Here is a 25601-nt window from a genome sequence, read left to right on the forward strand (position 1 = left end):
AGAACAACTATTTAAACCAATTACACCATGAAAAGACTTTTGTCTTCAGCCTTATTCCTGGCTTTAATATTTCTGATGATTTCTTGTTCTGATGATGAGGGAAAAGGCTTTTTGCCGCGTTATGAAATGTCCTTGATTGATCAGGATGTTTTGCCTGAGAAAAGAGAAGTGAAAATACTATTTCAGGTTTTGGATGAAAACGGGGGAGGAAAGCCAGACCTGACCGTAAGTGATTTTACGATCATTGAAAATGGAAATCCAATTGATACAGAAGGACGCCCAACTATTGCGCCTGACAGTATTCCATTCGAGATGAAAACAGTCTTGTTGCTGGATATGTCAAGCAGTGTAGAAACCTTTGTTGACAAGATCAAGGAAGCTTCTTCTGCCTTGATTGATGCGAAATTGGATAATCAGGAAATTGCCATTTACACTTTTGATAAGCAGCTGACCTTATTGCAGGATTTCACAAATGACAAGGAGCTACTGAAAGAAAAGGTCAACATCTTGAATGGACAGGAGTTAACAAACTCAACCAATCTTTATGGAGCGATTATTAACCTGACTGATAATAGCAGGTTTATTTGGGATGAAAAGCAGGATATTACTGAAATTCTGAAAAGAAACCTGATCGTTTTCACTGATGGGAGACATAATGCAGATCCAGGTATCGAAATCAATGATGTGTTGCAGGAAATCGCAGATAAAGAGGTTTATGTAGCAGCTTTGAACAGTCAGGATCTTGATGTAAATAACCTGAAAAAAATAGCAGGTACTTCTAATCGTTATTTGTCTGCTGATAATGTAGGAAAACTGAGAGAGCAGTTTGTGGGTATTCAGCAGCAAATAATAGATTACTCCAAAAGTATTTATTATTTGTATTATCAGAGCCCGATTACAGTCCCTGATAGCCGTGAAAACTCATTGGAATTGAAATTGAAAGTCAATGGCAACCAGTCAGAAACAGGTTACATCGAGACAGCTTTCAATAGTGAAGGATTTGAATAAATATTATTTGTTGGATAAATAATAAAAGAAAGCCCTTCGGAAGTAATTCTGAAGGGCTTCTTTGTTCTGTCTATATTTTGAATAGTTGCTTATTCAGCGTTTTGCTGTGCTTTAGCCAACTCTTCTTTTCTTTTAAGACCTCTATATGGATTGTAACCGTTTTGCTCTTTCGCATAGTACCCTTCCATATTGTAAGGGCGTTTGTCTGGAGACTCTTTACACTCATGAGAGCAAGTACCTTCCATCTCAACCATACAGCTTTCGCAAATTGGAGCATGGCGGTTACAAACTGAATTGGCACAGTTTACCATGTGGTCAGATTTTGTGCCACATACATAGCATTCACTTACCACTGAAGGGTTTACTTTGTTTACATCAACTGTTACCCGGTTATCAAATACATAACACTTACCTTCGAAGTCTTCACCTTCTGCTTCAATGCCGTATTTGATAATACCTCCATGTAACTGATAAACATCCTCAAACCCATTTTCAAGTAGGTAAGCTGATGCTTTTTCGCACTTGATACCACCTGTACAGTAAGTCAAAACCTTCTTGCCTTTGTATTGCTCTAGGTCCTTGATCTTGTCAGGGAATTCACGGAAGTTATCAATGTCCAAGGTAACAGCATTCTTGAACTTACCCATCTTGTGTTCATAGTTTGAACGAACGTCAAGGATTACAACATCATCGCTGTCTTTCAGTTTTCTGAACTCGTCTGGCTCAAGGTGTTTACCTGTTTTTTCGTAAGGTTTTACTTCAGGCAAACCAGCATGTACGATTTCAGGTTTGTAACGTACATTCAGTTTTTGGAAAGCGTGTCCTTCATGCTCCTCTATTTTGAATTCCAATGCATCAAATCGAGGATCAGCCTTCACGATCTCCATATATTTCTCACAGTCTGCTTTCAGACCTGATACAGTACCATTCAAACCTTCTTCGGCGATAATGATTCTACCTCTCAGGTTTAATGACAGACACAGTCTGTGGTGCTCTTCTCTAAAAACTGCTGCATTTTCAATCGGTGTGAAGCAGTAGTACAGCAGTACGTAATAATCTTTCATTGTCTTGTTTTCCATCTTTCTTAGTTGCCGGCTAAGTGATTAACTGATACATGAAACAGGTGACTTTTATCAACCCTTTCGTTTTAGTGGTGCAAAGGTAATACTTCAAATTGAAATAGAAAAAGTAACCTTGTGTTCATCAAAGGTAAGTTAAGGTTACCTTAGTTTGAATTTGCAGTTTGGATTCTTTGTAGTTGCATGGCATGTTTTATAAAAATGGGAGGAAATTTATTGTATTTTCATGATTTTTAGTAGCTTAAGTTTAATAGCGAATTGTTCCTAAGCAACAATTGAAATCTATTTTGGGATACAAATGAGGTTTTAACATGGCTATTTAATTATTAGGAGCGGTTTTCGTTATTCACTATCGTTGAATTCAGTACTAAATTTAGCAGGACAGGTATTTTAGTTTGTATAATATATCTGTCCCCAAATCGTGTAACCACACACAGTTTTTACCTACTATTGTTTACCAATTCAGAGATGAATTTATGCGTTTAAACACTTTTACCCTATTGTTTGCCGTCCTTGTTAGCTTCGGCATTGCTTACTCTTTTGCACAGACAACTCCTGAGCAATTACGGCAAAATGAAATGGCTAATGCTGCTTCTGAAAAATATTCAGAAGCGATGCAGGAGATAACTCACCTTCAGCAACTACTCTCCATTCGCAATCAAGAACGATATGTAATGGGCGGGATCATAGCTGGCTTGATATTCCTTATTGTATGGTTGTTCGGTAAAATGTTTTCATTGAAAAACGACACCGTAAGACGATTGGAAGCCAAAAGAACCGAAATGGCTGAGTATAGAGCTCGTATCCATTACTTAGAAAAGCATCTTGAGGAACTGAAAGAAGAGTTAGAAACCCGAAAGGCCTCAGAAAACCAAATCAAAAGCACTGCTGAAAAAATACTGGACTTTGCTCATGGAAAGTTGAAAAGCCTTAAATCTGCAAGTACTTCTGCCCATTCTGATTTGACGGACTTCTTGGTAGAGGAAGAGTTGTTACCTGTAGAAGACCTCAATCACCTTCGGAAGTTGACCGAATTAACAGAAGCAGGAAACAAGGAGGCTACACAATCAACTACCATTGAAAGCATTGTAAAAAGAGCATTACAACTTACTGGAAATACTTATGACCCTGAGAAAATTACTTTTAAACTATCTTTTGCTAAACTCCCTGACCTTTCTTGTCACCCAAAACAATTGAGTGCTGCTTTTGCCCAAATCTTAGACTTTTCAATACATTCGATTAAAGATAAGGGTACAATTGTCATCTCTTCCTATATGAGTATGGGAGATTTGCAGGTCAGTATTTCTGATAACGGAGAAGGCTGTTCAGAATCACTTTCAAGATCTGTGATGAGAGGTGAAAGTGGTAAAATGGCTTCCAATGAAAGAGAGAAAGGACTGTATGAGAGCAGAAAGGTAATCGAAGAAGATCATGGTGGCAAAATGGAAATGGGAAGTGTAGAAAATGTAGGAACCGAATTTGTTATTACTCTTCCTTCCAATAAATGACTTACAAAATTTTCAAAAGAAAAGCACTTAGGCATTTTTAGGCTTAAGTGCTTTTTTATTGTTTTTTTACACTGATCAGATAATGAAATCGATAGGTGAGTTAGCTTCTGATTTCTTGTTGTTCCTTACCTTGACCTTACTAGTATGATAAACGATGGAGTTAGGGGCGACACTTTCCGTTAGCCAAACATTACCACCGATTACGGTTCCATGTCCAACAACAGTGTTACCTCCTAAAATAGTACTACCCGCATAAATGACAACATCATCTTTAATGGTTGGATGGCGCTTAGTTTCAGCAAGGCTCTTGTCTACACTAAGCGCACCCAACGTTACCCCTTGATAGATTTTAACGTTGTTGCCGATCTCTGTAGTCTCACCGATTACGATACCTGTACCGTGATCTATGCAGAAGGAACGTCCTATTTTTGCCCCAGGGTGCAGGTCAATTCCCGTTTTACCATGAGCATATTCAGAGAATAGTCTAGGAATTACAGGTAGCTTTATTTGGTATAACTCATGTGCTATACGGTATACATATATACCAAAGAAGCCTGGGTAGGCCAATATTACTTCTTCCAAGTAATTGGCTGCTGGGTCTCCTTTCAGGATAGCTTGTGCATCCTCCAGCAATAGGGTATAGGCTTTCGGAAGGTTTTCAAAAAAAGCCTGACTGATAGCATTACAATCTATGTCAAATTCAACTCTGATAGGGATCAGTAATTCTTGAAACTGCCCTTTCAGCTGATGAAACTTTACTTCTGCTGCATATTTACCTTGTTCCATGCCTGACACTACAGGAAACAGAAATTTATAGAGTTCATCAATAAATTCTTCTGCTTTCTTTTTGGAAGGCATGTTGACCATGCATTGGTTTTGCTGAATGTGATTGTAGATATCTTCGAACTCCTTCATGACGCTGTTGTGAATGGTTTGGAATAGGCTAACAGCTCCTGTTGCCGGATTGTTTAGAATAATTTGGTTTGAGATAAAAATAAAGGAATTCCTTACAAATAAGGAGGTATCGACTAAAAATAAACCCTTTCAGGTTCTATTGTATTGAACCTGAAAGGGCTATGCTATCTCTTGCTATATTATTGTTGTCAGATTGCCTGAAGAGCAGCAGCTTTATCTTTATCAAGCTGTTCAACAAGGTGTTCTACACTTTCAAATTTCTGTTCATCTCTCAGGTGTTTGACAAATCGGATGGTGAGACTTTTACCATAGATGGATTGGTTAAAGTCAAAGATATTGACTTCCATAGTGCGTTTGCTTCCATCCGTTACGGTCGGTTTGTTGCCAATATTTAGCATGCCCCCATAAGTGTTGCCTTCAAATTCTACTCTTACAGCATAGATGCCATTTTTAGGAATCAACTTGTAAGTCTCTTCCAAAGCGATATTAGCTGTCGGGTATCCAATGGTTCTTCCTAGCTTGTTACCATCCGTTACAGTTCCTGTGACAGGGTATTCATACTCTAGGTAATGATTGGCTTTATCTACTGCACCTTCTTCAAGGGCGACTCTGATCTTTGTAGAACTTACCGCAACTTCTTCCAGTTCCTGTTTTGGGATTTCTTCCACTTCAAAGCCAAACTTGCCTGAGTTTTCTTTAAGGTACTCAAAGCCACCCTCACGGTTTCTGCCAAATCGATGATCGTATCCGATGACCAGCTTGGTGGTGTTGATTCCTTTGATCAGAATCTTATCGATAAATTCGAGTGAAGTAAGCTGTGAAAATGGCTTGTCAAACTTTAGGATGATCAGGTGATCTATACCTAGTTTTTCCAACAGTGAGATCTTCTCTTCAAGAGTTGATAGGAGCTTCAGTGAGTCGCTTTTTTCGGGTGCTAGCACAAAACGAGGATGAGGCCAAAAAGTAATCATAACGGTTTCCGCTTGCTGTACACGTGCAATTTCCTTTAGCCGTTCTATGATTTTGCGATGTCCATAATGAACACCGTCAAAAGTTCCGCTTGTTACCACCGCTTTTGGGAGTGCGGTGAATTCCTCAATAGAGTAGTAAACTTTCATATTGTGAAGGAGAGAGATTGAATGTGGCTCAGCCTCTTTTACTCCTTTGTATTATTGCTCTTGGATGATATCAATAAACTCTTCCAGCTGATAGGCATCTTCCAGCTTGTATTCTCCGATTCGGGTACGTTTCAGTGCTGACATATATGCACCAGCCCCCAATGCTTCACCAAAGTCCCTGACAAAGCTTCTGACGTATGTGCCTTTTGAGCAAACCATACGGAAATCCACTTTCGGGAAATCTACATTGATGATCTCAAGCTCACGGATTTCTACCTCACGTGGATCGAGCTTGATTTCTTTACCTTGTCTGGCTGCACTGTAAGCACGTTTTCCGTTTACTTTAATGGCAGAATGAGCAGGTGGAATTTGCTGAATTTTCCCAGTAAACCTAGGGAGCAATTCATGCAGGTTTTCAACTGTAATATGTGAAATGTCCTGCTCATTTTCCACTTCTGTTTCAAGGTCATGCGAAGGTGTGGTTTGACCGATCACCATTTGCCCAATATACTCTTTTTCTTCAGCCTGGATAAACTGAATTTGTTTGGTCATTTTACCTGTACAAAGGATCAGCAATCCTGTTGCCAATGGATCCAGTGTTCCAGCATGACCCACTTTTTTGACTTTTACTTTATAACGCACCTTGTTGACTACATCAAAGGAAGTCCATTTATAAGGTTTGTCGAAAAGGAGAACTTCTCCACCTGCAAAATCAAAATCTTCTAGTCTCGTCTTTTTCTCCATAACAGGTTGAAGTGTTATCGCAAAACATGCGTCACTTCATGAATTTATACTTATTCGATAATCATTGCATAAATGATAGACCCTGCGCCTACGGCAAAACAATATGCTGCAAAATAGCTAAGCTTACTGTTCTTAACCAATGAGATCATCCATTTACAGGCAATCAATCCTGCAAAGAATGCCGCTACAAAACCAACAACCATTGGTAAAGTAGCATTAGTCTCGGCAGTCAGTGCTCCATCCAAAATGTCTTTAGCCATTTTTCCCATAATCAATGGAACAACCATCAAGAATGAAAACCTAGCAGCTCTTTCTCGGTCAATTCCCAACAATACTGAAGTGGAAATTGTTGCTCCAGATCTAGAAATTCCTGGCAAAATGGCAATTGCTTGAGATACGCCTATCACTACCGCACTGAAAAAACTCACTTTCTTTTGGGTAACTTGAGATTTATCAGCCAATAGCAGCAGTGCAGAAGTAACAACCAACATGCTACCGACCAACATTACCTGTCCGCCGAAGAGTAATTCTATGTAATCGTTGAAGAATACACCAACGAATGCCGCAGGAAACATCGAAACCAAGATTTTAAAGACAAAAGCCGTTTCTTCGTTAGCCTCAAACTTGAACAGTTGCTGAAGGATGTATAAGATGTCTTTACGGAAAACAACAATAGTACTCAATGCTGTAGCTGCATGAAGCACAACCGTAAAAAGCATACTTTCTTCAGGAACACTGTTGCCTCCCAAAATTTCTTTAGCCAGCTCAAGGTGACCGCTGCTGCTTACAGGTAAAAATTCAGTAAGGCCTTGAATGATACCTAGGATGATAGCGTCAAAAATGTCCATTGAAAGAATAATTTAGTCAATAGTAGGATAGATTGTTTGTTAATGTGCTGCGTCCAGCACAAGGATTATAATTGTATAAGGTTTCTGTATTTCATGTAGGTAATGAAAGCAGCAACTTATAATTCTTCTTCTGTGGTTTCACCTTTCTTGCTGAAGATGGCGTAAAATTCGAGAATAAAACCTGCCATTACTGTAATTGGTCCGGCAGTCAGTCCAAGGAATCCAAATCCATGAGGTGTACTGTCCATTCCCATCAAGATAAAGCCTAATGCAATGATTACTATACCTGCAACCATGATGGTATAGTTCTTTTTACCGAAAGCCAAGTCTTTTTTTGATTCACTCATTGTATAAAAAGTTTTCAGTTATTAGTTCCATTTTCATTTATCAGACAAAGTAGCAGTAATGGTATCTTGCCTAAGAAATTAATATAGCTCGTCCAGTTTCATTTTTAGGTAGCGGTTGACTGCGAAATGAACGCTTAAACAACCAATTGCGATACCTGAAAGCATAAGTCCAGCACCTACCAAAGCGGTGAATGGATAGTTAACAAGGTCATTGAGTTCTGGCCATGTTTTCCCTAAGCCATACTGAAAGCCAATCAGCATCACAAATGCGATAAGTCCTCCAGACAGTCCTTGAAGCAGTGACCTTATCAGGAATGGTTTCTCAATAAATAAAGATGTGGCCCCAACAAGCTGCATACTCCTGATCAGGAATCGCTGCGAGAAAAGTGCCAACTTGATGGCATTATTGATTAACACAACAGATGTTATGATAAAAGCAATAGCCATCAGGCCGAGAATGGAGCTAATACGCTGTACATTTCGGTTTATTTCCTGAATAATCTGTTGAGTATAGATGATCTCGTGGACTCCTTTTACTTTTCTGAGGTCGGCAGCAACCTGCTTAAGGCTTCCATTTACAAGAAACTCCCGCTTTACCCTGACTATGAAAATATCTCTAAGTGGATTATCTTCCAGCAAATTCATAAAGTCTTCACCAGTCTCCTCAAGAACCCTTTTAGCTGCATCTTCCTTAGACACAAACCTGATAGCTGATTCCTTGTCAATAAATGGGAGGGAAGTCAAATTGGCTTTTACACTTTCCAACTGTTCTTTATCCTGCCCTTTGCTTAGCACTACCTGTACTTCAACAGCATTCTGCATAATGCCAGTCAGCTTATTGGCATAAAAAGCAAACAGGGAGATCAGCCCAATCATAAATAGGGCGCAAGTCATACTGAACAGCACATTGGCATAAGGGTAACTACCAACTCTTCGCTTGTTATAAGAAGTCATTTAGTCACTTTAAGGTTTTCTGATCTGGGTGAGCCTTTTTCACTCAATTGCAAAGATACTACGAAAATGCATTTATCATAGAAGGAATAGGGGATTAGCGTAGGAAAGAACGGAGAGTGTTAACGAGAAAGGCGATTGCAGGAGGGAATAATAAGTAATTGTTTACAAAATTCAGTCTAGTTCCTTTCAGGATAGAAATGAAAAGCCCCTTGCAGCAATGGCCACAAGAGGCTTATTATTAGCTTGTAAATTCAACATTTGCAAAGTCATTTAGAGTTGACTGTTTTGTTAGGTTTATCTGATGGCATTTTTCAGAAGTGTGACCGTTATCAGCGCTTCTTCACCCGCCTCACTTCTTATAAGTTTACTGCCTACTTTATTACCCGAATGACTTCTCCATTCATCCATCTCTTTTCTGAAAACATCTTCCAGTGAAGTAGTTTCTTTCTTGTTTTCATTAGAATGGTCTTTTGTTTTCTTTTTAGTTTTTGCAGTCAAGAAAAAGATGACCGCAAAAAACAGTAACAGAAACAAAAGTGGCAATATCGCTTTGAGCCAGGTTAAGAAAAGTGCTTGCCAAACAGTGGCTGTTACAGCCAAAGCTATACAAAACAACAGTGTGAATATTTTTATTGTCTTTTTCATTTTGTCCTCCTTCGGTTTGGAGGGCATAGTCCTTTGACCAGTCTAAGGGTACGTATGATGGCTATGCCCAGGTGGTTGATAGTTATGGTTAGGTGTTAGTTCTAGCGTTAAGCTGTCGGGAGCTGCTATTTTGCTGTCGCCGTTTGCTCCGTAGTAGGCGATAAATACTGATGCTTGCATTTGAATTTGTTTTAGAAATTGATTTGAAAAATATATAAACGAAAAAAGCCGGTTACTCCTGAAGAGAACCGGCTTTCGTCAATGTATTGTTTATTGAACGAAGTTCTATGTATGGATTAAATCGGTTTTCAACCATACAGCCGGTCTCTCCTGTACAACTTTTAAGCTGACAGTAGCCTCATCTCTGAGGTACATTGGAGTGGCAATAATATGTTGGAAACGCGATTTCATTTCAAATTAAAGTATTAGTGTGATTTTTACGTGACGCAATTATGAGGTTTTTCCTATTTATTCCAAATACTTCCTCTTAAAAAAGTGTTATTGAGAACTTTTCTAAAGTAAAAACACCCCTTTCAATATAAAGTACTGAAAGGGGTGTAGTGAATGCGAGTTCAATAAAATTCTTACTTATTGATATCTAATTTCGCTCGAAGGTTCGGATCAATAGGTAGGTTAGGAGGAGTGTTTTTCCTGTTCCTAAGCCTTTTGATTATTTCTTCCCTTGCTGGACGTTCTTCTGTTCTCAGTCTGAATCCAGGTAAATGACTATTTTGTTTGTTGATATCTCCTGCTGGTAATAGTTGACTGTCGTTTTTGTCATTGTAAATAAGGTCTTTTAAACTACCTTTTTCTTCGAATGTCATGGTCATTTTAGAGCACTTTACAATATTCAGATTCTTGATTTGACCTTCTTCTAGTATATAATATATACTTTGGCCATTGCCATTGACATTCACATTATCGAGTGTTTTACCATCCTTGAAGTTGGCAACAATCTGTCTACCTTTTACTTGGTTGTGGTTTTTCAGAGAGTCTTCCGAAATCACAAAGGCGTTTTTGTCAAGGTATAGCTTTTCCATACCTCTTGAAGTCATCATCGCTCTAATGGTACGACCTACCATTTGAGTCCCTTGTGCCCAAATTACAGGATCTTCATAGAAATAGATCATTGAGTCATTGTAGAAATACACCAATGAGTCACATTTTGCTTGAAGGTCTCTGTTTTCAACTTCAACTGAGTGGAAAGCATATAATGTAGTTTCCTTTGAAGTACTATCATGAACTGAATGCAATGTATCAGCAGCCATGTAGAACATGTTTTCAAAGTTACCTTGGATTGGACGGCTCATCAATGCGTTTCCGTATGCTCTAGTGTCATTACCTTGGTGGAAAAGCTCATCGGCATAGATCGTTACAGAGTCAGTTTTGCTATAGAAAATGACGTTTCCTTTTGCATAGCTGTCTCCTGTATCCTTTTGTGTGTCAATAAAATCACCAATGATTAGGTAATCATCATTTTCTACAACCGCATCACCTTTAAACTTCACATCACCTGTTTTGGTGTTGTAAGTACCTGATTGAGCTACTACATCACCATCTTGAGATGTGATATGTGTTTCTGTATTGAAAGTGGCAATTTCAGTATCACGCATATAAGTGATGGCTTCACTTTCAAGGTGTCTGTGCTTTTCAGGGTCATCAATGACAACATTTCCTTCAAAGTCCAGCTGCTTATCTTTCAAGTAACCTTTTTTACTTGTCAGGATCATGCTCTCCTTGTGAACTTCACCGCCAGTAAGGTACTTGGCAGTTTGTGTATCGGAGTAGTAATAAAGCTTGTCAGTATAAAGTGTTACCTCTTCGTCCACTAGCTTTACACGCTTATTGTCCGTGATTACAATTTCGCCTTTGGTACGGTCATAAGTTAGCATATCACCGTAGATCTTGGTTTTCTTGTCAATTACAATGACGTTACCTGTAGCCGTTACAAATTTTGTTTGGGTGTTTTCTTTTGCTTTGTCACAGTAAACAGTTGAAGTTCCCTTTTTGATAATTACTCTTTTCTCAGGAGAACTATAGAATACCCTGAATTTCTGTGAACCTTGTGTCTCACCCTTTACTCTTGCAGCACTGAACTGAACCTGATCGCCATTTTGTGCAAATGCACCAGCTGTAGTCAGTGTCAATAATATCATTAATAAGATATGTGCTTTAGTCTTCATTAGCATAGCTATTCAATGATTGATTTGATATACCGTTTTTTCTTGACAGTCCTTGTTTGTTACTATTTGTGTTTTGCCTATTAACTCAGCAAAGATAAAACGAACGGTAAAATTACGTCTATAAAGATAAAATATAGGCTGTTTTTGTATTTTTTAGGGATTTTTATCCTTTTCTTGCTGTCATTTAACACCTGATTTGACAGTGTAAATATTTAAAATCCTTAATGATAAAACAATATAAAGCTGTCATAGAGAGCAGTACTGTTTTACCTTTGTACTAGCAATGACAAGGAAATTATCATGGTTGACCAATTTTTAACATACATTAATTCACATAAACTCTTCGAACGTTCCAATAAACTGTTGCTTACTATCAGTGGTGGAGTAGACTCTGTCGTTTTAGCATATTTATTGAAAAGAGCTGGGTTTGAGTTTGCAATGGCGCATTGTAATTTTTGTTTAAGGGGAGAAGCATCAGACGGTGATGAGTCATTTGTGAAAACAATGGCAGCCAATTGGGATTTACCTTTCCATACTGTGAAATTTGACACAAAACGATATGCTAAAGAGAATGGCGTATCAACACAAATGGCGGCAAGAACCCTTAGGTACGATTGGTTTCAGGAGCTGATGAGTGAAAATGGTTATGACTACCTGCTAACAGCACACCATAAGAATGATATTATAGAAACTGTGCTGTTCAATCTGGTGAAAGGAACAGGGATTGAAGGGATACATGGGATTCTTCCTAAAGCAGGGACAACAGTTAGGCCGATGCTTTTTGCAGAAAAAAAAGCCATTCTTGAATTTGCTGAACTAAACGAACTGAGTTGGCGGGAAGATGCGTCGAATGCTGAAGATAAGTATGCCCGTAACCTGATTCGGAATCAGGTTGTGCCATTGCTGAGGCAAATCAACCCGACGCTTGAAGAAGGGGTAGGCAAAACTGTAGAGAGAGTTTCTCAGGTAGAAAAGGCATTTTTTGCAGATCTGGAAATCCTTCAAGAGAAGGTGATGTATGTAGAGGAGGGATTGACTTATCTAGATTTGGGGTTGTTGTTGGAAGAGCAAAACCCTTTCATAAAATTGTACTATCTTTTGAAACCTTTTGGATTTCATTATGATCAAGTAGAGCAGCTATTTGAACGTTTAGGGTACGGTGCAGGAAGGAAACTAGTGTCTAAAGCGTATCAGCTTTTTACAGATAGAGGAAAGTTGGTGATTGAAAAAAGATATGAAAATAGCGATACTGATAATACAGTAACTGAAATTACGGAGGATTTTGAAGAGATTCAGCTATCCTACGGTAAATTGAATTTGAAAGTATTTGAAAGCGAGCATTATCATTTGGAAATAAGTCCAAAGATTGCTGCTTTGAATCTAGAAAAATTGATTTTCCCATTGCAAGTGAGAAATTGGCAAGAAGGAGACAAGTTCCGCCCAATAGGGATGAAAGGTAAAAGGAAGGTCAGTGATTTTCTTAAAGACTTGAAATTACCTCTTCCGATTAAGGAAAAAGTACAGGTGATGTTGTCTGGAAATGAAATTGTGTGGGTAATAGGGTACCGTATTGATGACCGTTTTAAGTTAAATAGTAAGACCAAAAATGTATTAAGAGTAGAACTGAGCTAATCAAAATGACTATTTTGATGTGTAATAAATAAATCCTTAAACTAACAATAACCAACTATATACCGATTACAAAATTGAAGATGTTTAATCCATTCAAGAAGACATACTCTGTTGAGGATAAGCGAATTTTCAGATTTCTGAAGCAGAATACTTTTTTTAATTCTCTCAATGAGGATGAGATGGCGGAGTTCCTTCCATTTATGCATATGAGGCATTATGAGAAAGGAGAGGTGATTTTCTTTAGAGATGACCCAAGTCAAGCCATTTACCTGATTAGTAAAGGAATTGTGACGCTGAATATCGATATCGAAGATAAGTTTGAAGAGCTGACTCATATGAGGCAGACGGAGGCTTTTGGCGTAAATGCATTTTTGGAAAACCGAAAGAGAACCTACAATGCGATTTGCTTCTCCGACAGGTGCGATTTGTATGTGATTCCCACCACGAATATTCAGGAAATATTTGAAGCAAGCCCAAACATTAAAGCCAAACTTATGACGGCTATGGCTGAGTACTATGATCGTTATATGGTGAATCTGTTTCGAGTGTATAAGGAATCTTTTGGATTTTTTGATTTGGGAAGAACTTTTTCTGAAGGGAGTTAGTCCATTCTTTTGAGAAAACTACTTGTAATTTATTGTGCACCAGTGTTGTCAGTTTTGATAACCTAGTTATACTTCAATGTGTTGATGGGAAAAGGCAAAAGGCTTTTTTGCCTTTATTTACTCGCATATTAAGGAGAAGGTAGCTATCTTTGCACGAAATTTTACAAATAGTTATGAAAATCAGTCAAAATAATTCGCAGGGTCATTGGTTCCGTAAATTTGGCGTTATCACGATTGCTGCGGTATTCTTTCTGGTACTTGTAGGTGGCATTGTGAGAAGTACAGGTGCCGGACTTGGTTGCCCTGACTGGCCAAAATGTTTTGGTCAATGGGTTCCTCCTACAGATGTAAGCCAGCTTCCTGAAGATTATAAAACTATCTATGCGATTCAAGGTAAGCAGATAGCGGATTTTTCAGCTGTACATACTTGGATCGAATATGTCAACCGCCTGGTTGGTGTCGTGATAGGCTTCCTGATTCTTACTACACTAATTTTATCAAAATCTTATTGGAAAACCGACAGGGTAGTTGTGTGGCTTTCATTCCTAGCCTTTATTCTTGTTGGTTTCAATGGATGGTTGGGTTCTGTTGTTGTCGCAACGAACCTGAAACCTGTTACCATCACTTTGCATATGATAATGGCACTGATGGTAGTAGGTACATTGATTTTTGCAGTGGCAAGGTCTTATAAAGGTGTTTTGGATATTCCTGCATTCAGTGACAAAAAGAAACTGAACCTATGGCTAGGGATATGTGTAGGACTTTCCTTGCTGCAACTGGTGTTTGGTACGCAGGTGCGTGAAGCTATCGACCATATTGCAGCCTCTTACGGAGGAGAAACCCGTCAGTTATGGGTAGGAGAAGTAGGGCTTTATTTCTATATCCACCGTACATTCTCAATCATCGTGCTTTTGGGTAATGTATACTTGGCAAAACTGTTTTTCAGTAGTGTCAAAGGATCTCAGAAAGTGAAGATGCAAATGTGGAGTTATGTGCTGGTAGGACTTTTGGGCATGGAGATCATGACTGGAGTTATCATGGCTTATTTTGCTATTCCGGCATTCTTACAGCCTGTACATCTATTGTTGAGCTCATTGCTGTTTGGTTTGCAGTTCTATATGGTGCTGTTGGTTAACTATGAAAGTGTAGTTAAACAAAATGTTGAATCAGAAAGAAAGGCAGCAAAGCTTCATAGCTAGTGACAAAAAAAAGGGCAGTTACCTGTTCCTATTTTGACCTTGAAGAATATAACTTGAGATGGTGAAAGAGACATTAACAATTGAGCAAGATAAAATAGTAGCACCAAAAGCTAGCAAACCCAAGCTTTATTGGGAACTGGCTAAGCCAAGATTGACTTGGCTAGTCGTGTTTTCAGGGGCTTTTGGTTTCTTGTTGGCAAGCAAAGGTGATATTGAGTGGGGTAAGTTACTTTCATTAGTTGTAGGTAGCTTTATGATCACTAGTGCTGCCAATACGATAAACCAGATTATCGAGAAAGAGCTGGACAAAAAAATGAAGAGAACCTGTAACCGCCCGCTACCTTCTGGAGCGCTTACAGTAAATGAAGCGATCATTTTTACATTGATAATGTCTGTAGTCGGGACATTTATACTTTGGTTCTTTGTCAACGGGATTGCCGCTTGGCTTTCATTGCTTTCATTGTTGCTGTATGCATTTGTATACACACCAATGAAGCAGATTTCTCCAATTTCTGTACTTATCGGAGCTTTTCCTGGTGCATTTCCTCCAATGATTGGTTGGGCAGCTATGACAGGAGAGGTTTCGACAGAAGCATTAATCCTGTTTGGAATTCAGTTTTTCTGGCAGTTCCCTCACTTCTGGGCAATCGCATGGATAGGGGACACGGAATACAGAAAGGCAGGTTTCAAGATGCTTCCTTACAAGGAGAAAAATGAGACTACAGTAATTCAGATTATCATCTATACACTTATTCTTTTGCCGCTTGGAGTAATGCCTGCTCAGTATGGTATTACAGGGATTGCATCGGCATTTGTAGCAATTTTGGCTGCTCTAGGAATACTTTGGCAGGCTTATGGACTTCTGAAAGACCGTTCGGACAAAGCTGCCCTGAGAATTATGTTTGCTTCGATTATCTATCTGCCTGTGGTGATGATCGCCTTCTTGGTGGATAAGATTTAAGATAATTTTAATAACCAAATTGTTATAAGGGTAAATAAAATGGACAACACAAGTATTGAAAAACCGGAGAACACGCTGAAAATGCACCCGCAGAAGTTTGCGTTGTGGATATTCATCGTCAGTGTGGTGATGATGTTCGGCGGTTTCACAAGTGCCTACATTGTAAGGCAGGCTGAAGGTAACTGGGATGTTTTTGAGTTGCCTAACATATTGTATGTGAGCACTGCAGTGATTATCCTGAGCAGTGTGACGATGCATTGGGCTGTGATGGAGGCAAGAAAAGACAACTTTGCTAAATTGAAGTTGGCAATGGTGGTAACCACAGTACTTGGTGCTGCATTTTTGGTGCTTCAGTTTTTAGGATGGGGTGAGTTGGTAGACATCAACGTTTATTTCTCATTCTCGAATCCATCCAACTCATTTGTGTATGTACTTACAGGGCTGCATGCAATTCACGTAATCAGTGCAGTGATTTACTTGCTTGTTACGTTGTACTCTGCGATCAGCATGAAGGTACACTCAAGAAATATGGCTAGAATAGAGATGTGTGCAACGTATTGGCATTTTCTGGATGGCTTGTGGGTGTATTTGTTCCTGTTTATGTTATTAAATAGATAATGGCATAGGGAATCCTGATGCAATGCTTTCTTATGACACCGTGCAAAAGCAGACAATCTTCCATTGAAACTTCCATAGGTGAAGCGAATGAATAGTGTTAGGGTAAAGGTTCGGTTTCATTTATGAATAAAAAATAATCTAATAACTGATTAATAATCAGTGTAAAAAAGGATCTTTATTTGCCAAGCGTGATAAAAATCACCAAGAAATGTTGATTTAATCCAAAAACACACGTTTTTTTGTGCTTGGTTATACTGTTACGTAAGTATTACAAGTATCCTTTTGAAAGTAAATCGTTAAAAAGTAATCTCAATAATTTTAAACTACTTTTTGGTATGTCATCAACAGCGACACTTACAAAGACTCCTAAAAAAAGTATCTGGGATGGGGGCGTGGAGCCGATGAAGGCAAGCTACGGAAAACTAATGATGTGGTTTTTCTTAGTTTCTGATGCCTTCACATTTTCGGCGTTTTTGATTAGCTACGGTGTGGTAAGATTCATGCACCCAGCTTATGAGGGAGCTTACAGCGCCTTCGAATTTGCAACAAGTACTGACAATCTTTATTGGCCAATTCCTGAGAAAGTGTTCAATGCTTTCCCTTTCCTTCACGGAGTTGATATGCCATTGGTTTTTGTTGGCTTGATGACATTCATTCTAATCCTGAGTAGTGTGACAATGGTATTGGCTGTAGAAGCTGGTCAGAGAAAGTCACAGAAGGAAGTAGAGAAGTGGATGCTTTGGACTGTCATCGGTGGTATTACTTTCTTGAGCTGTCAGGCTTGGGAGTGGTCTCACTTTATCACTGGTTCTGATAGCGGTGTGATGAGAGACGGTCTGAAGATTGTGGGTGCGAACCTGTTCGAGAACCAATACGGCCCTCAGCTGTTTGCAGATTTCTTCTTCTTCATTACAGGTTTCCACGGTATGCACGTATTTAGTGGTGTAATCCTGAATATCGTAATCTTCTACAATGCAGTTGTAGGTACTTACGAAAGAAGAGGACATTACGAGATGGTAGAAAAAGTAGGTCTGTACTGGCACTTTGTAGACTTGGTGTGGGTATTTGTATTTACATTCTTCTATCTGGTATAATCAAGACTTTGTCGATAAGGAGTGAGTAATTTTAACAATAATTGCTCACTCCTTGATATAAGCATATTTGTTAATCTGCAAAACAAGAACCGAAATGGCTAATTACGATACTACGCTATCTCCTGAGGAGTTGAAGAAAAAAAATGTATTGCATATCTGGAAAGTTGCAGGCATTCTGGCAATTATTACAGGTATCGAATTTGCTTTGGCATTTATGTGGCCTGAAAGCATTGACAGAAGTATCCTGAACGTATTGTTCGTTTTACTGACGCTTGTAAAGGCATTCTACATTGTGGCGGAGTTTATGCACCTTAAGCATGAGATGAAGTCACTGATCTGGTCAGTATTGCTTCCACTTGCATTCCTTGTTTGGTTGTTGGTGGCGCTGTCAAAAGAAGGTAGCGCTATTACAGAAATGATCATGCAGGTGATGAAATAACACAGGCAATTCTCCAATTCTGTTGGTAGATAATAAAAATGGTTTAGTAACTTTGCAGCGCTTGGTTACTAAACCATTTTCTTTTTTATAGGAACTTGGTTTTGTGGCAGACAAACAAACACAAGTTTTTTCAACTGGTTATAGCTATAGGCACTAAGAGAAGATCTTACTTTGCCAACTGTAATCATCATAATAAACTAAGCTTATTCACATATGAAGAGAGGTACTCAAATACTCTTATTAGCCATACTTCTATTAGCACCGGTACTGATTTTTGGTTTCCTGAAATTGTTTGGAGAAAACAAGTATGCACTGAACATGATCAATCCGGCTGAATTGAAAGTCTACAGCATGAAGGCTGTAAACTGTGAGTCAAACGAAGTGGATGGTGTACACAGAATTCCTGACTTCAGTTTTACCAATCAGGATGGAAAGGTAATTACCAATAAAGATTATGAAGGGAAGATCTATGTAGCAGATTTCTTTTTTGCTACTTGTCCGGATATCTGTATAGTAATGACTTCTGAATTGTTGAGGGTTCAGGAAAAATACAAGGACAATCCTGATGTGAAAATTCTTTCACATACAGTAAACCCAGAGCACGATACACCAAAAGTATTGAAGGAGTATGCGAAAAGCTATGGGGCTGATACGAATATGTGGAACTTTGTGACAGGACCTAAAGAAGCTATTTACGAGCAGGCGAGATGTGGTTATTTTGTGACTGCAAAACCTGAAGAGAATAATCCGGATGATTTTATTCATAGTGATAAGTTAATCCTTGTGGATAAGGAAAACCGTATCAGAGGTTTTTACAGCGGAACTGACCGTGATGATGTAGACAGATTGATTACTGAGATCAACCTGTTGATGCAGGAATATGAGTAAGCCAAAAACATTTTTGGCTGACAGTCTATTTTCAACTGAAAGATAAGCGCCTATATACGGCATAAACAATATTCTAAACGATGAACACGATTACCAAATCTCAAGAGAAAAAGTACCTTACCCTAATTGGGGTCTTGTCAGTGGCTATTCCTGTTGTGGTCGCAATTTTGCTTTTTATTCCGCAAACAGGGAAACTGGGCGATCTTGATGTATCATTTTTGCCACATTTGAATGCTGTGATGAACTCAGCTTGTGCTGCTTGTTTGATTGCAGGTTTTATAGCTATCAAACAAGGGAATCAGGACCTGCACAGAACTTTGATGATGGCTGCTTTTGTATTGGGTTCAATCTTTTTGGTATCTTATGTAGTTTACCATTTTCAAGGTACTCCAACCTACTTTGGTGATTATGATGGAGATGGTGTTGTTACAGATATAGAGAAGGCAAATGCAGGTGTTTCTCGTACCATTTACTTAGTGGTATTGCTTACACACATTGTCTTGTCTGCCATTGTAGTTCCTCTTGTACTGCTGGCTTTGTACTTTGCATGGACAAAGCAATGGCTAAAGCACAAAAAGATTGTGAAGTGGACTTGGCCTGTGTGGACGTATGTAGCAGTTACAGGTGTAGTTGTTTACATGATGATCAGACAGTTTTACGTGTAAGGTTTCATCAGCAAAATTTTTCCTAATTTCACCAGCTAAATACAGTTATGAAGTTAATCTATAAATATATCGCAGTTGTACTGTTATTCGTTGTGGCATTCTCACAGCAGGCTATGGCCCAATGTGCTATGTGTCGTGCAACGGTTGAGAATAATATCAGTACAGGAGAAAGCTCTATTGGAGCAGGCCTAAATACAGGAATACTTTATCTGATGATATTGCCTTATATACTGATTGCTTTGGTGGGGTACTTCTGGTACAAAAACAGCCAAAAGCAAGCTGCAAACAGAAGGCAAATAGATCAGGCTCTTAGCGGTATCCGTTAGTAAGAGATTAGTTATGGTGGCTAGGTCTGGAGAGGCCGGAAAGAATTTTACTTTTTTCCGGCTTTTTTCGTACAATAGTTGCTGATGTAAGAAAAAGTCGAGATAGACAATGAATGTGAGATTGAACAGAAACCCTTTTGTATACCTGACAATATCTGTATGTATGTTGTTGCTGGCAGTGGCCGGAGTTGGACTTTTTCAGCAGCAGCATGATGAAGATGCGTACGTTCATGGTGTGCAAAATGGAATGACTCAACTTTCCAATACAGCTCAGGTAGGAATTTATAATCTGAAGCAACAGATCAAATCTGATGGAGGGTTTAATTTTTCAAACCTTCTGCAAGTAGGTGGGGAAGAGGTTTCCTTGGTTTACTTTATCTACAATGATAAGAAGGAACTGATCTATTGGTCTGATAACCGTTTGGACTTGACCTATGAGGATTTTAAAGGTTATTACCTTGAACGTTGCTTGCAGAAAGGAAAGTCAGTTTATTTTGTCAGGAAGTCGAATATCGTTTTTTACAATCAGGACTACGAAATTGTAGCCGTTAAGCCTATCTTTTTTGATTACCACTTAGAAAACTCTTACCTGCCGAAGGGAGGAGATATGAAGGTGTTTCCTGAGACTGATAATATCCAGATCAGGGTAGATAGAAACTATGACAGAGGAGAGAAGATAACGAATAGAAGTGGTGCATACTTGTTTACTCTTGAGGTGGCTTCTGATGCTGTTGCTATCAAGGAAATCCGTTGGTTTGCCTTACTATGTTTGTCTATATCACTGGTCTCATTCTCTTGTGGTTTCTTTCTTTTGTTGAGGAAGTTAGTTAGGGCAGAGAAGGTTGTGACAGGCTTGCTGGTACTAACTGTAACAGCCTTGCTAATCAGGTTGGTGATGGAGTCTTACAATTTTATGTATGACCTGTTTCCATATGAGATGTTCAGACCGCATGATTTCAACTTTGTCACATTCAGCAAAACACAATTTGGAACTGTTCTGAATGCTGTAGCGATCCTTTTGCTGCTGATCTATATATCAAAGACATTCAGCTTTTTGGTGCCACTAAGAGAGGTGTTTTCGATGCCACTCATGAAGAAGCAGATACTAGGGGGGATAATAACTTTCTTGACTTACTGTATCAGCTATTACTTGGTGGATGTGTTACAACATTTTTTCAAGCAGGCCAATACTTCTGTTGCCATATTTGACAGTTTTCAGAACATGCCATCCTTTACATTGGGGGTATGCCTGTTAATCTGTTGTGCTGCGGTTTACTTCTGGACTTGTCATGTTGGAGCAAAGCTAATCCTGAAAATGCTGCCAGTTTCATCCATGATGATCACAATGGCAGTGAGTACATTGCTCTTCTTTATGACGGTGGTGTTTCAGGATAATGTCAGTATGACCATCTTCAATGTCAACGCAGTTTACTTTACTTCCATCGCATTGTTAGGGTTGCCTCGACGGTTCCTTTTAGGTCATTATACAGCATTCTTATATGTGGTAAGTTGTGCATTGGCGATGTCCGTTTTGGGGACATATGCGGCATATGAATACAGTAAGAAGAGTTCTGTTTATAATATGAGGCAGTTTGCAGCGGGGTTGCTTAATAATGAGGATATGTTGGAATCTTACCTTGGTGAGATTGTGACTGAATTGCGCAATGATAATGAGTTGCCTGAAATTATAAGAGAGCATAGGTCTGAATATTGGGAGAAAGACAGATTCCTGCAACGTCTGTATTTGAATAATTACTTTGAGAAGTATGATATAACAGTTTCATTCTTTGATGGCATTGGGAAACCATTGAACGGAAAGAAAACACTGAATCAGGAAGTTCGCCCGTTTATGAACTCCCAATCTGAAAAAATCAGAAAGTATGTATTTGCACTGAATGACCCTAATACAGGTACACGTAGTTACATCTGTGCAGTTCCTATTGAGCAGCAAAACAGTGACCGAATCGTCGGTTATGTATTACTTAAGATGAAAGCAAAAAGGTTCAGCTTCAGTAATGCGCATCACTTCTTTATCAAGAATGGTCATTTCAGGGCTTGGCAAAATGACTACAGTTACGCTATTTACTACAAGAATGAACTGGTATATAGCTTTGGTGACTTTAAGTACTCCAATGATTTCTTGAACTCCTTCCGCTATAAGGACTTACCTCATTTGATGAGAAGGGAGACAAGTGCAGAAAATCATAGCCATTTGAGGATACCTGATGGTATTGATAAGAATATTGTTGTTTCTGTCGCAGATTACTCATTCAGAGATCTGTATGCCATTTTCTCTTTCCAATATCTCTTGCTGGTGTTTGTCCTGTTGACAGCACTTTCAGCTTACAATTACATGTCAAAGCCAAGAGATTATCAGGTGAATTTCTCGACAAAGATTCAACTTTACCTGAACGTGGCATTCTTTGTCCCAATTATCATTGTAGGTATTGTAGTTATGACTGTAATGAGTTCGCAAAATAGTCAGGAACTCAAGGATACTTATATTGATAAAGCCCAAAGTGTGGCAACTTATCTTTTTAATGATGTTCTCAATTATAATAGAGGAGATATCCAAGCAGATAAGCTGAAGGAGAAAATTTATGACTTGTCAGGTGTTGTACAATCGGATATTCACTTCTATGATAGAAGTGGTAAGTTGGTTGCTTCAAGCGATGATTACCTATTTGAAGTCGGGTTGTTGTCTGTCAATATCAACCCTGAGGCTTATGCAGGTATTGCGGAAGATAAGCTGGATAAATTGATGCTGTTCGAGTCAGTAGGTTCATTGGATTACAATACAGTTTATGTTGGTATCAAAGCCTTGAATACAGGCGAGTTGCAAGGGTTTTTCAGTATACCATTCTTCAGGTCTGCATATAATCTTGATAGGCAGGTGATAGAGGTACTGGCAACAGTGATGGAAGTGTTCTCAGTTGTGTTGATGCTACTGCTTCCATTATCGTTTATGACTTCATATTCCCTGTTGAAACCGTTGAAGTTGATAAGGCAGAAGCTTAGTAATACAACCTTCAGTGCGCAAAATGAGCCTCTAGAATACCATGCGAGGGATGAGTTTGGATTGCTGATTGGAGAGTATAACCGAATGCTGAACAATCTCGAAGATAGTAAGAAAGCACTCTCAAGAAGTGAAAAGGAGTCTGCTTGGAGAGAGATGGCTAAACAGGTAGCACATGAAATCAAGAACCCATTGACACCTATGCGTTTGACTATTCAGCAGTTGCAGCGGGTAATCAATACACAGGAAGATCATCGAATAGATAGGGCGTTGAATATGATGCTTACTCAGATAGATACTTTAAGTGATATTGCTACTTCTTTCTCAGCTTTTGCACAGATGCCGCTTCCAAAAGAAGAAGTGTTTGAAATCTCAAGAGTATTGAAACAAGCAGTTACACTACACCGCTCTCAGGAGGATGCCAGCATTGATGAAATTATTCCTGAAGGAAAGTATCTTGTACTAGGAGATGAAAAATTGATGGGGCGTGTGTTTACCAACCTAATTCTGAATGGTATTCAGGCTGTTGAAGAAGGAGTGTACCCTCATATAGTCGTTTCACTTAGGGTAAATGCAGCGAATAAGGTAGTGATTGAGTTTAAGGATAATGGTCAGGGAATTCCAGAAAATATTCAACCGAAGGTATTTACACCAAACTTCACAACTAAAACTACTGGATCTGGTGTTGGATTAGCTCTCTCTAAAAGAGGTATTGAACATACGGGTGGTAGTATTTGGTTTGAAACAGAAGATGGAAAAGGAACCTCATTCTTTGTGGAAATGCCTTTAGTAGAAATTATTGAAGCCAATGTAGGTCAAACGTATCCATCTTTGAAAAAATAATAGAAGAGAATTGAAATTAAATATAAAAGCGACTGTATAATATTGATTATGCAGTCGCTTTTTCTTTTTCAAATATGAAGCTTGAGAAATTGATGTATACATTACTTTCTGTCAGGTGGGTAAAGCAGGTCAACAGGTTGTTTTCGAAGTAGGGCATTAGCAGCATATCCTGCAACACCCAAAAGGAAGGACGCAACACCTAGAGCAAACCCTGCTCGAAGGACTTGTCCACTACTTTGTTCACCTGTAATAGCCCATTCAACAAAATGCTCACAGTTATTGCCCCAAAGGGTGTAGCCGTTTTCACCAAGTCTACTAAAAGCCCTTTCAACAGCTTCAGTAGGTGAAAACTTACGCTTACCATATTGTTTGATTTTAATTTCTGCACCACGAGCAAACTCATTGATAGCAATTATTTCTACTGGTCCTATTTCCCAAGCTTCAGAAAAACCGGCATAGTGGATTACACGATGATCATCCAAACCAATACCATGATGGGTGTAAATACCCTTATCCACGAAAATGTGTTGTCCGTAATATTCACTCATATTCGATATGGTTATGTTCTGAATAAAGTAAGCTTTGAAAGCTGAATGTAGGATAGGTATAGAATAGATGTGAGATTCTCTAAATATGAACTGATTGCAGCGTAGAAAGTTTTAGAAATAGATAGTGATTTGTTTGAGATTTGATAATGAAAGCGAATGTTGAAAAACATTGCACTATTATAATTTACTTATTTTTTGATTAAAAATAAAAACACATTGATGAACCAGTCCTTCTCAAATAGGACATTTTAAAAAGGAAGTATGTCAATTAGAAGTAAGGGTAAGTCTGAACTAGGTGAGTATGTACTTTTTTCCAGGAAGTGGTTTTACAATTCCATGAAACTCCAGTTGTAACAAAATTCCCGACAACTTACCCATAGGGATTTTACTTTGAAGACATAGATCATCAATTAGCATAGGAGAGTTGTGTAGCAACTGCATGATCATTTGTTCCTGAGGAGAGAGGTCAATAAAGATTTTCTTCTGAATAGGTTGTGAGTTGCCTTTATCCCAATTCATATGTTGAATCAAATCCTCTGTATCAGTAATAAGGTTAGCTTTATGTTGCTTGATTAGGTTCAGACACCCTTCAGAGGCAGTGTCAGTAATCCTGCCCGGAAAAGTAAATACTTCTACACCATAATCGTTTGCAAATTCAGCAGTAATTAGAGCTCCGCCTTTTGCTTTTGCTTCTACAACGATTACAGCATCAGACATTCCTGCTATTATTCGGTTTCTTGCTGGAAATTTAGCCCCATCTGGTTTTGAGTGAAATGGATTTTCAGTGAGTAATCCTCCATTTTGGGTGATTGTTTGGGCTGTTTGGTAATGAGCGTTAGGGTATACCATTTTTAAGCCATTAGCCATGATGCCGACTGTAGGTATTTGGTGCTCAAGGCAAGCCCTATGTGCACAGATGTCGATGCCGTATGCTAAGCCACTAATAATCAGAATGTCATCTAGTTTTTGAAGCTCACTTATCATGAGACTGGTTATCCTTTTACCATATTCGGTTGAATTTCGTGTTCCAACAACACTGACAACTTTAGAAGCATTTAAATTAGCGTTTCCTTTATAGTAAAGAATAATAGGGCAGTCATGATGGTTTCTTAATCTTGTTGGAAATGCAGTGTCTGAAAGGAAAAGTGGTTGGATATTATGTTGTTGGCAAATGGCAAGTTCAGTTTCGGCTTCTGATAGAGCAGTATCAAGATGGGCTAAAATGTTTCGGGCTGTTTTTTCTCCTATTTGTGGAACGTGAATCAAGTCAGAGAAGGAGGAGTTAAATATTTTTTCAGCACTGCCTATATAACTAAGCAGCTGCCGACAAGTGGCACCGCCTACTTTTGGAAGTAAAGACAGTGCCACTTGGTAGCGCTTGTCATTCATATGACCTCATGTTGATTAAGTGGGTAAAT

Annotated in this window: 24 protein-coding genes; 13 read left to right on the plus strand and 11 right to left on the minus strand. The window is 38.8% G+C overall.

All coding sequences use genetic code 11. The features are described from left to right. Positions 1-27 precede the first annotated feature (27 nt). A complete protein-coding gene (locus V6R21_RS14310; RefSeq protein WP_334244306.1) occupies positions 28-1008 on the plus strand; it encodes a VWA domain-containing protein in 981 nt (326 codons plus the stop codon). 89 nt (positions 1009-1097) lie between these two features. Here V6R21_RS14310 and trhO read toward each other — a convergent pair whose 3' ends face one another. After that, complete coding sequence (gene trhO / locus V6R21_RS14315) at positions 1098-2087, minus strand: oxygen-dependent tRNA uridine(34) hydroxylase TrhO (RefSeq protein WP_334244307.1); 990 nt, start codon at positions 2085-2087, stop codon at positions 1098-1100. Positions 2088-2563: 476 nt separating this feature from the next. Between trhO and V6R21_RS14320 the strand changes: the two genes are divergently transcribed. Beyond that, the gene (locus V6R21_RS14320) at positions 2564-3595 is read left to right on the plus strand and encodes an ATP-binding protein (protein ID WP_334244308.1); all 1032 of its coding nucleotides are present in this window, start codon (positions 2564-2566) and stop codon (positions 3593-3595) included. A 75-nt stretch (positions 3596-3670) separates the two neighbouring features. On the opposite strand, the gene V6R21_RS14325 is transcribed toward V6R21_RS14320, so the two are convergent. From V6R21_RS14325 to V6R21_RS14360, 8 genes are all read right to left on the minus strand, one after another. Continuing rightward, positions 3671-4510 (minus strand): serine O-acetyltransferase, encoded by an 840-nt coding sequence (locus tag V6R21_RS14325; RefSeq protein ID WP_334244309.1) that lies wholly within the window; start codon positions 4508-4510, stop codon positions 3671-3673. 188 nt (positions 4511-4698) lie between these two features. Further along, entirely contained in the window at positions 4699-5628 is a 930-nt protein-coding gene (locus V6R21_RS14330) for a bifunctional riboflavin kinase/FAD synthetase (RefSeq protein ID WP_334244310.1), read from the minus strand. Between the two features lie 51 nt (positions 5629-5679). Continuing rightward, entirely contained in the window at positions 5680-6372 is a 693-nt protein-coding gene (gene truB / locus V6R21_RS14335) for a tRNA pseudouridine(55) synthase TruB (protein WP_334244311.1), read from the minus strand. A 50-nt stretch (positions 6373-6422) separates the two neighbouring features. After that, positions 6423-7220: an undecaprenyl-diphosphate phosphatase gene (locus V6R21_RS14340; protein ID WP_334244312.1), complete on the minus strand. Its 798-nt coding sequence runs from the start codon at positions 7218-7220 to the stop codon at positions 6423-6425. Between the two features lie 116 nt (positions 7221-7336). Further along, a complete protein-coding gene (locus V6R21_RS14345) occupies positions 7337-7567 on the minus strand; it encodes a DUF3098 domain-containing protein (protein ID WP_334244313.1) in 231 nt (76 codons plus the stop codon). 78 nt (positions 7568-7645) lie between these two features. After that, positions 7646-8521: a cell division protein FtsX gene (locus tag V6R21_RS14350; protein ID WP_334244314.1), complete on the minus strand. Its 876-nt coding sequence runs from the start codon at positions 8519-8521 to the stop codon at positions 7646-7648. 294 nt (positions 8522-8815) lie between these two features. Continuing rightward, on the minus strand, positions 8816-9166 hold the full coding sequence (locus tag V6R21_RS14355) for a hypothetical protein (protein ID WP_334244315.1): 351 nt from the start codon (positions 9164-9166) through the stop codon (positions 8816-8818). Between the two features lie 584 nt (positions 9167-9750). Continuing rightward, positions 9751-11349 carry an OstA-like protein gene (locus V6R21_RS14360; protein ID WP_334244316.1) on the minus strand — a complete coding sequence of 533 codons (1599 nt, stop codon included), beginning with the start codon at positions 11347-11349 and terminating at the stop codon, positions 9751-9753. Between the two features lie 300 nt (positions 11350-11649). On the opposite strand from V6R21_RS14360, the gene tilS reads away from it, so the two are divergent. The 11 genes from tilS (at position 11650) to V6R21_RS14415 (ending at position 23635) form a co-directional block, all read left to right on the plus strand. After that, positions 11650-12981, plus strand: coding sequence for a tRNA lysidine(34) synthetase TilS (gene tilS / locus V6R21_RS14365; protein WP_334244317.1), 1332 nt, complete (start codon positions 11650-11652; stop codon positions 12979-12981). Positions 12982-13061: 80 nt separating this feature from the next. Continuing rightward, positions 13062-13586, plus strand: a complete 525-nt coding sequence (locus V6R21_RS14370; protein ID WP_334244318.1) for a Crp/Fnr family transcriptional regulator — start codon at positions 13062-13064, stop codon at positions 13584-13586. Positions 13587-13759: 173 nt separating this feature from the next. Further along, complete coding sequence (locus tag V6R21_RS14375) at positions 13760-14785, plus strand: COX15/CtaA family protein (protein WP_334244319.1); 1026 nt, start codon at positions 13760-13762, stop codon at positions 14783-14785. Positions 14786-14846: 61 nt separating this feature from the next. Then, positions 14847-15746, plus strand: a complete 900-nt coding sequence (gene cyoE, locus V6R21_RS14380) for a heme o synthase (protein ID WP_408613006.1) — start codon at positions 14847-14849, stop codon at positions 15744-15746. Positions 15747-15785: 39 nt separating this feature from the next. Continuing rightward, the gene (locus V6R21_RS14385) at positions 15786-16364 is read left to right on the plus strand and encodes a cytochrome c oxidase subunit 3 (protein ID WP_334244321.1); all 579 of its coding nucleotides are present in this window, start codon (positions 15786-15788) and stop codon (positions 16362-16364) included. Positions 16365-16699: 335 nt separating this feature from the next. Continuing rightward, positions 16700-17458: a cytochrome c oxidase subunit 3 gene (locus V6R21_RS14390; protein ID WP_334244322.1), complete on the plus strand. Its 759-nt coding sequence runs from the start codon at positions 16700-16702 to the stop codon at positions 17456-17458. 94 nt (positions 17459-17552) lie between these two features. Further along, entirely contained in the window at positions 17553-17897 is a 345-nt protein-coding gene (locus tag V6R21_RS14395; protein WP_334244323.1) for a cytochrome C oxidase subunit IV family protein, read from the plus strand. Positions 17898-18110: 213 nt separating this feature from the next. Then, positions 18111-18785: an SCO family protein gene (locus tag V6R21_RS14400; RefSeq protein WP_334244324.1), complete on the plus strand. Its 675-nt coding sequence runs from the start codon at positions 18111-18113 to the stop codon at positions 18783-18785. 80 nt (positions 18786-18865) lie between these two features. Further along, positions 18866-19450 (plus strand): DUF420 domain-containing protein, encoded by a 585-nt coding sequence (locus tag V6R21_RS14405; protein ID WP_334244325.1) that lies wholly within the window; start codon positions 18866-18868, stop codon positions 19448-19450. A gap of 47 nt (positions 19451-19497) precedes the next feature. Beyond that, entirely contained in the window at positions 19498-19776 is a 279-nt protein-coding gene (locus V6R21_RS14410) for a hypothetical protein (protein ID WP_334244326.1), read from the plus strand. 109 nt (positions 19777-19885) lie between these two features. Beyond that, positions 19886-23635 (plus strand): HAMP domain-containing sensor histidine kinase, encoded by a 3750-nt coding sequence (locus V6R21_RS14415; RefSeq protein WP_334244327.1) that lies wholly within the window; start codon positions 19886-19888, stop codon positions 23633-23635. Between the two features lie 101 nt (positions 23636-23736). Here V6R21_RS14415 and V6R21_RS14420 read toward each other — a convergent pair whose 3' ends face one another. Both V6R21_RS14420 and dprA read right to left on the minus strand, forming a co-directional pair. After that, positions 23737-24183, minus strand: a complete 447-nt coding sequence (locus V6R21_RS14420; protein ID WP_334244328.1) for a lecithin retinol acyltransferase family protein — start codon at positions 24181-24183, stop codon at positions 23737-23739. Between the two features lie 291 nt (positions 24184-24474). Continuing rightward, positions 24475-25572, minus strand: a complete 1098-nt coding sequence (gene dprA, locus V6R21_RS14425) for a DNA-processing protein DprA (protein WP_334244329.1) — start codon at positions 25570-25572, stop codon at positions 24475-24477. Between the last annotated feature and the right edge of the window lie 29 nt (positions 25573-25601).

Origin of the sequence: Limibacter armeniacum (genome assembly GCF_036880985.1) — a bacterium.
GTDB classification, from domain to species: domain Bacteria; phylum Bacteroidota; class Bacteroidia; order Cytophagales; family Flammeovirgaceae; genus Limibacter; species Limibacter armeniacum.

Bases quoted from the DNA above. Each gene is read 5' to 3' on its own strand.
- V6R21_RS14375 (WP_334244319.1), top strand. From the start codon at position 13,760: ATGAAAATCAGTCAAAATAATTCGCAGGGTCATTGGTTCCGTAAATTT.
- V6R21_RS14405 (WP_334244325.1), top strand. From the start codon at position 18,866: ATGAACACGATTACCAAATCTCAAGAGAAAAAGTACCTTACCCTAATT.
- dprA (WP_334244329.1), bottom strand. From the start codon at position 25,572: ATGAATGACAAGCGCTACCAAGTGGCACTGTCTTTACTTCCAAAAGTA.
- V6R21_RS14390 (WP_334244322.1), top strand. From the start codon at position 16,700: ATGTCATCAACAGCGACACTTACAAAGACTCCTAAAAAAAGTATCTGG.
- truB (WP_334244311.1), bottom strand. From the start codon at position 6,372: ATGGAGAAAAAGACGAGACTAGAAGATTTTGATTTTGCAGGTGGAGAA.
- V6R21_RS14360 (WP_334244316.1), bottom strand. From the start codon at position 11,349: ATGAAGACTAAAGCACATATCTTATTAATGATATTATTGACACTGACT.
- V6R21_RS14410 (WP_334244326.1), top strand. From the start codon at position 19,498: ATGAAGTTAATCTATAAATATATCGCAGTTGTACTGTTATTCGTTGTG.
- tilS (WP_334244317.1), top strand. From the start codon at position 11,650: ATGGTTGACCAATTTTTAACATACATTAATTCACATAAACTCTTCGAA.
- V6R21_RS14395 (WP_334244323.1), top strand. From the start codon at position 17,553: ATGGCTAATTACGATACTACGCTATCTCCTGAGGAGTTGAAGAAAAAA.
- V6R21_RS14420 (WP_334244328.1), bottom strand. From the start codon at position 24,183: ATGAGTGAATATTACGGACAACACATTTTCGTGGATAAGGGTATTTAC.
- V6R21_RS14350 (WP_334244314.1), bottom strand. From the start codon at position 8,521: ATGACTTCTTATAACAAGCGAAGAGTTGGTAGTTACCCTTATGCCAAT.
- V6R21_RS14320 (WP_334244308.1), top strand. From the start codon at position 2,564: ATGCGTTTAAACACTTTTACCCTATTGTTTGCCGTCCTTGTTAGCTTC.
- V6R21_RS14325 (WP_334244309.1), bottom strand. From the start codon at position 4,510: ATGAAGGAGTTCGAAGATATCTACAATCACATTCAGCAAAACCAATGC.
- V6R21_RS14310 (WP_334244306.1), top strand. From the start codon at position 28: ATGAAAAGACTTTTGTCTTCAGCCTTATTCCTGGCTTTAATATTTCTG.
- V6R21_RS14340 (WP_334244312.1), bottom strand. From the start codon at position 7,220: ATGGACATTTTTGACGCTATCATCCTAGGTATCATTCAAGGCCTTACT.
- V6R21_RS14330 (WP_334244310.1), bottom strand. From the start codon at position 5,628: ATGAAAGTTTACTACTCTATTGAGGAATTCACCGCACTCCCAAAAGCG.
- trhO (WP_334244307.1), bottom strand. From the start codon at position 2,087: ATGGAAAACAAGACAATGAAAGATTATTACGTACTGCTGTACTACTGC.
- V6R21_RS14415 (WP_334244327.1), top strand. From the start codon at position 19,886: ATGAATGTGAGATTGAACAGAAACCCTTTTGTATACCTGACAATATCT.
- V6R21_RS14400 (WP_334244324.1), top strand. From the start codon at position 18,111: ATGAAGAGAGGTACTCAAATACTCTTATTAGCCATACTTCTATTAGCA.
- V6R21_RS14355 (WP_334244315.1), bottom strand. From the start codon at position 9,166: ATGAAAAAGACAATAAAAATATTCACACTGTTGTTTTGTATAGCTTTG.
- V6R21_RS14370 (WP_334244318.1), top strand. From the start codon at position 13,062: ATGTTTAATCCATTCAAGAAGACATACTCTGTTGAGGATAAGCGAATT.
- V6R21_RS14345 (WP_334244313.1), bottom strand. From the start codon at position 7,567: ATGAGTGAATCAAAAAAAGACTTGGCTTTCGGTAAAAAGAACTATACC.
- V6R21_RS14385 (WP_334244321.1), top strand. From the start codon at position 15,786: ATGGACAACACAAGTATTGAAAAACCGGAGAACACGCTGAAAATGCAC.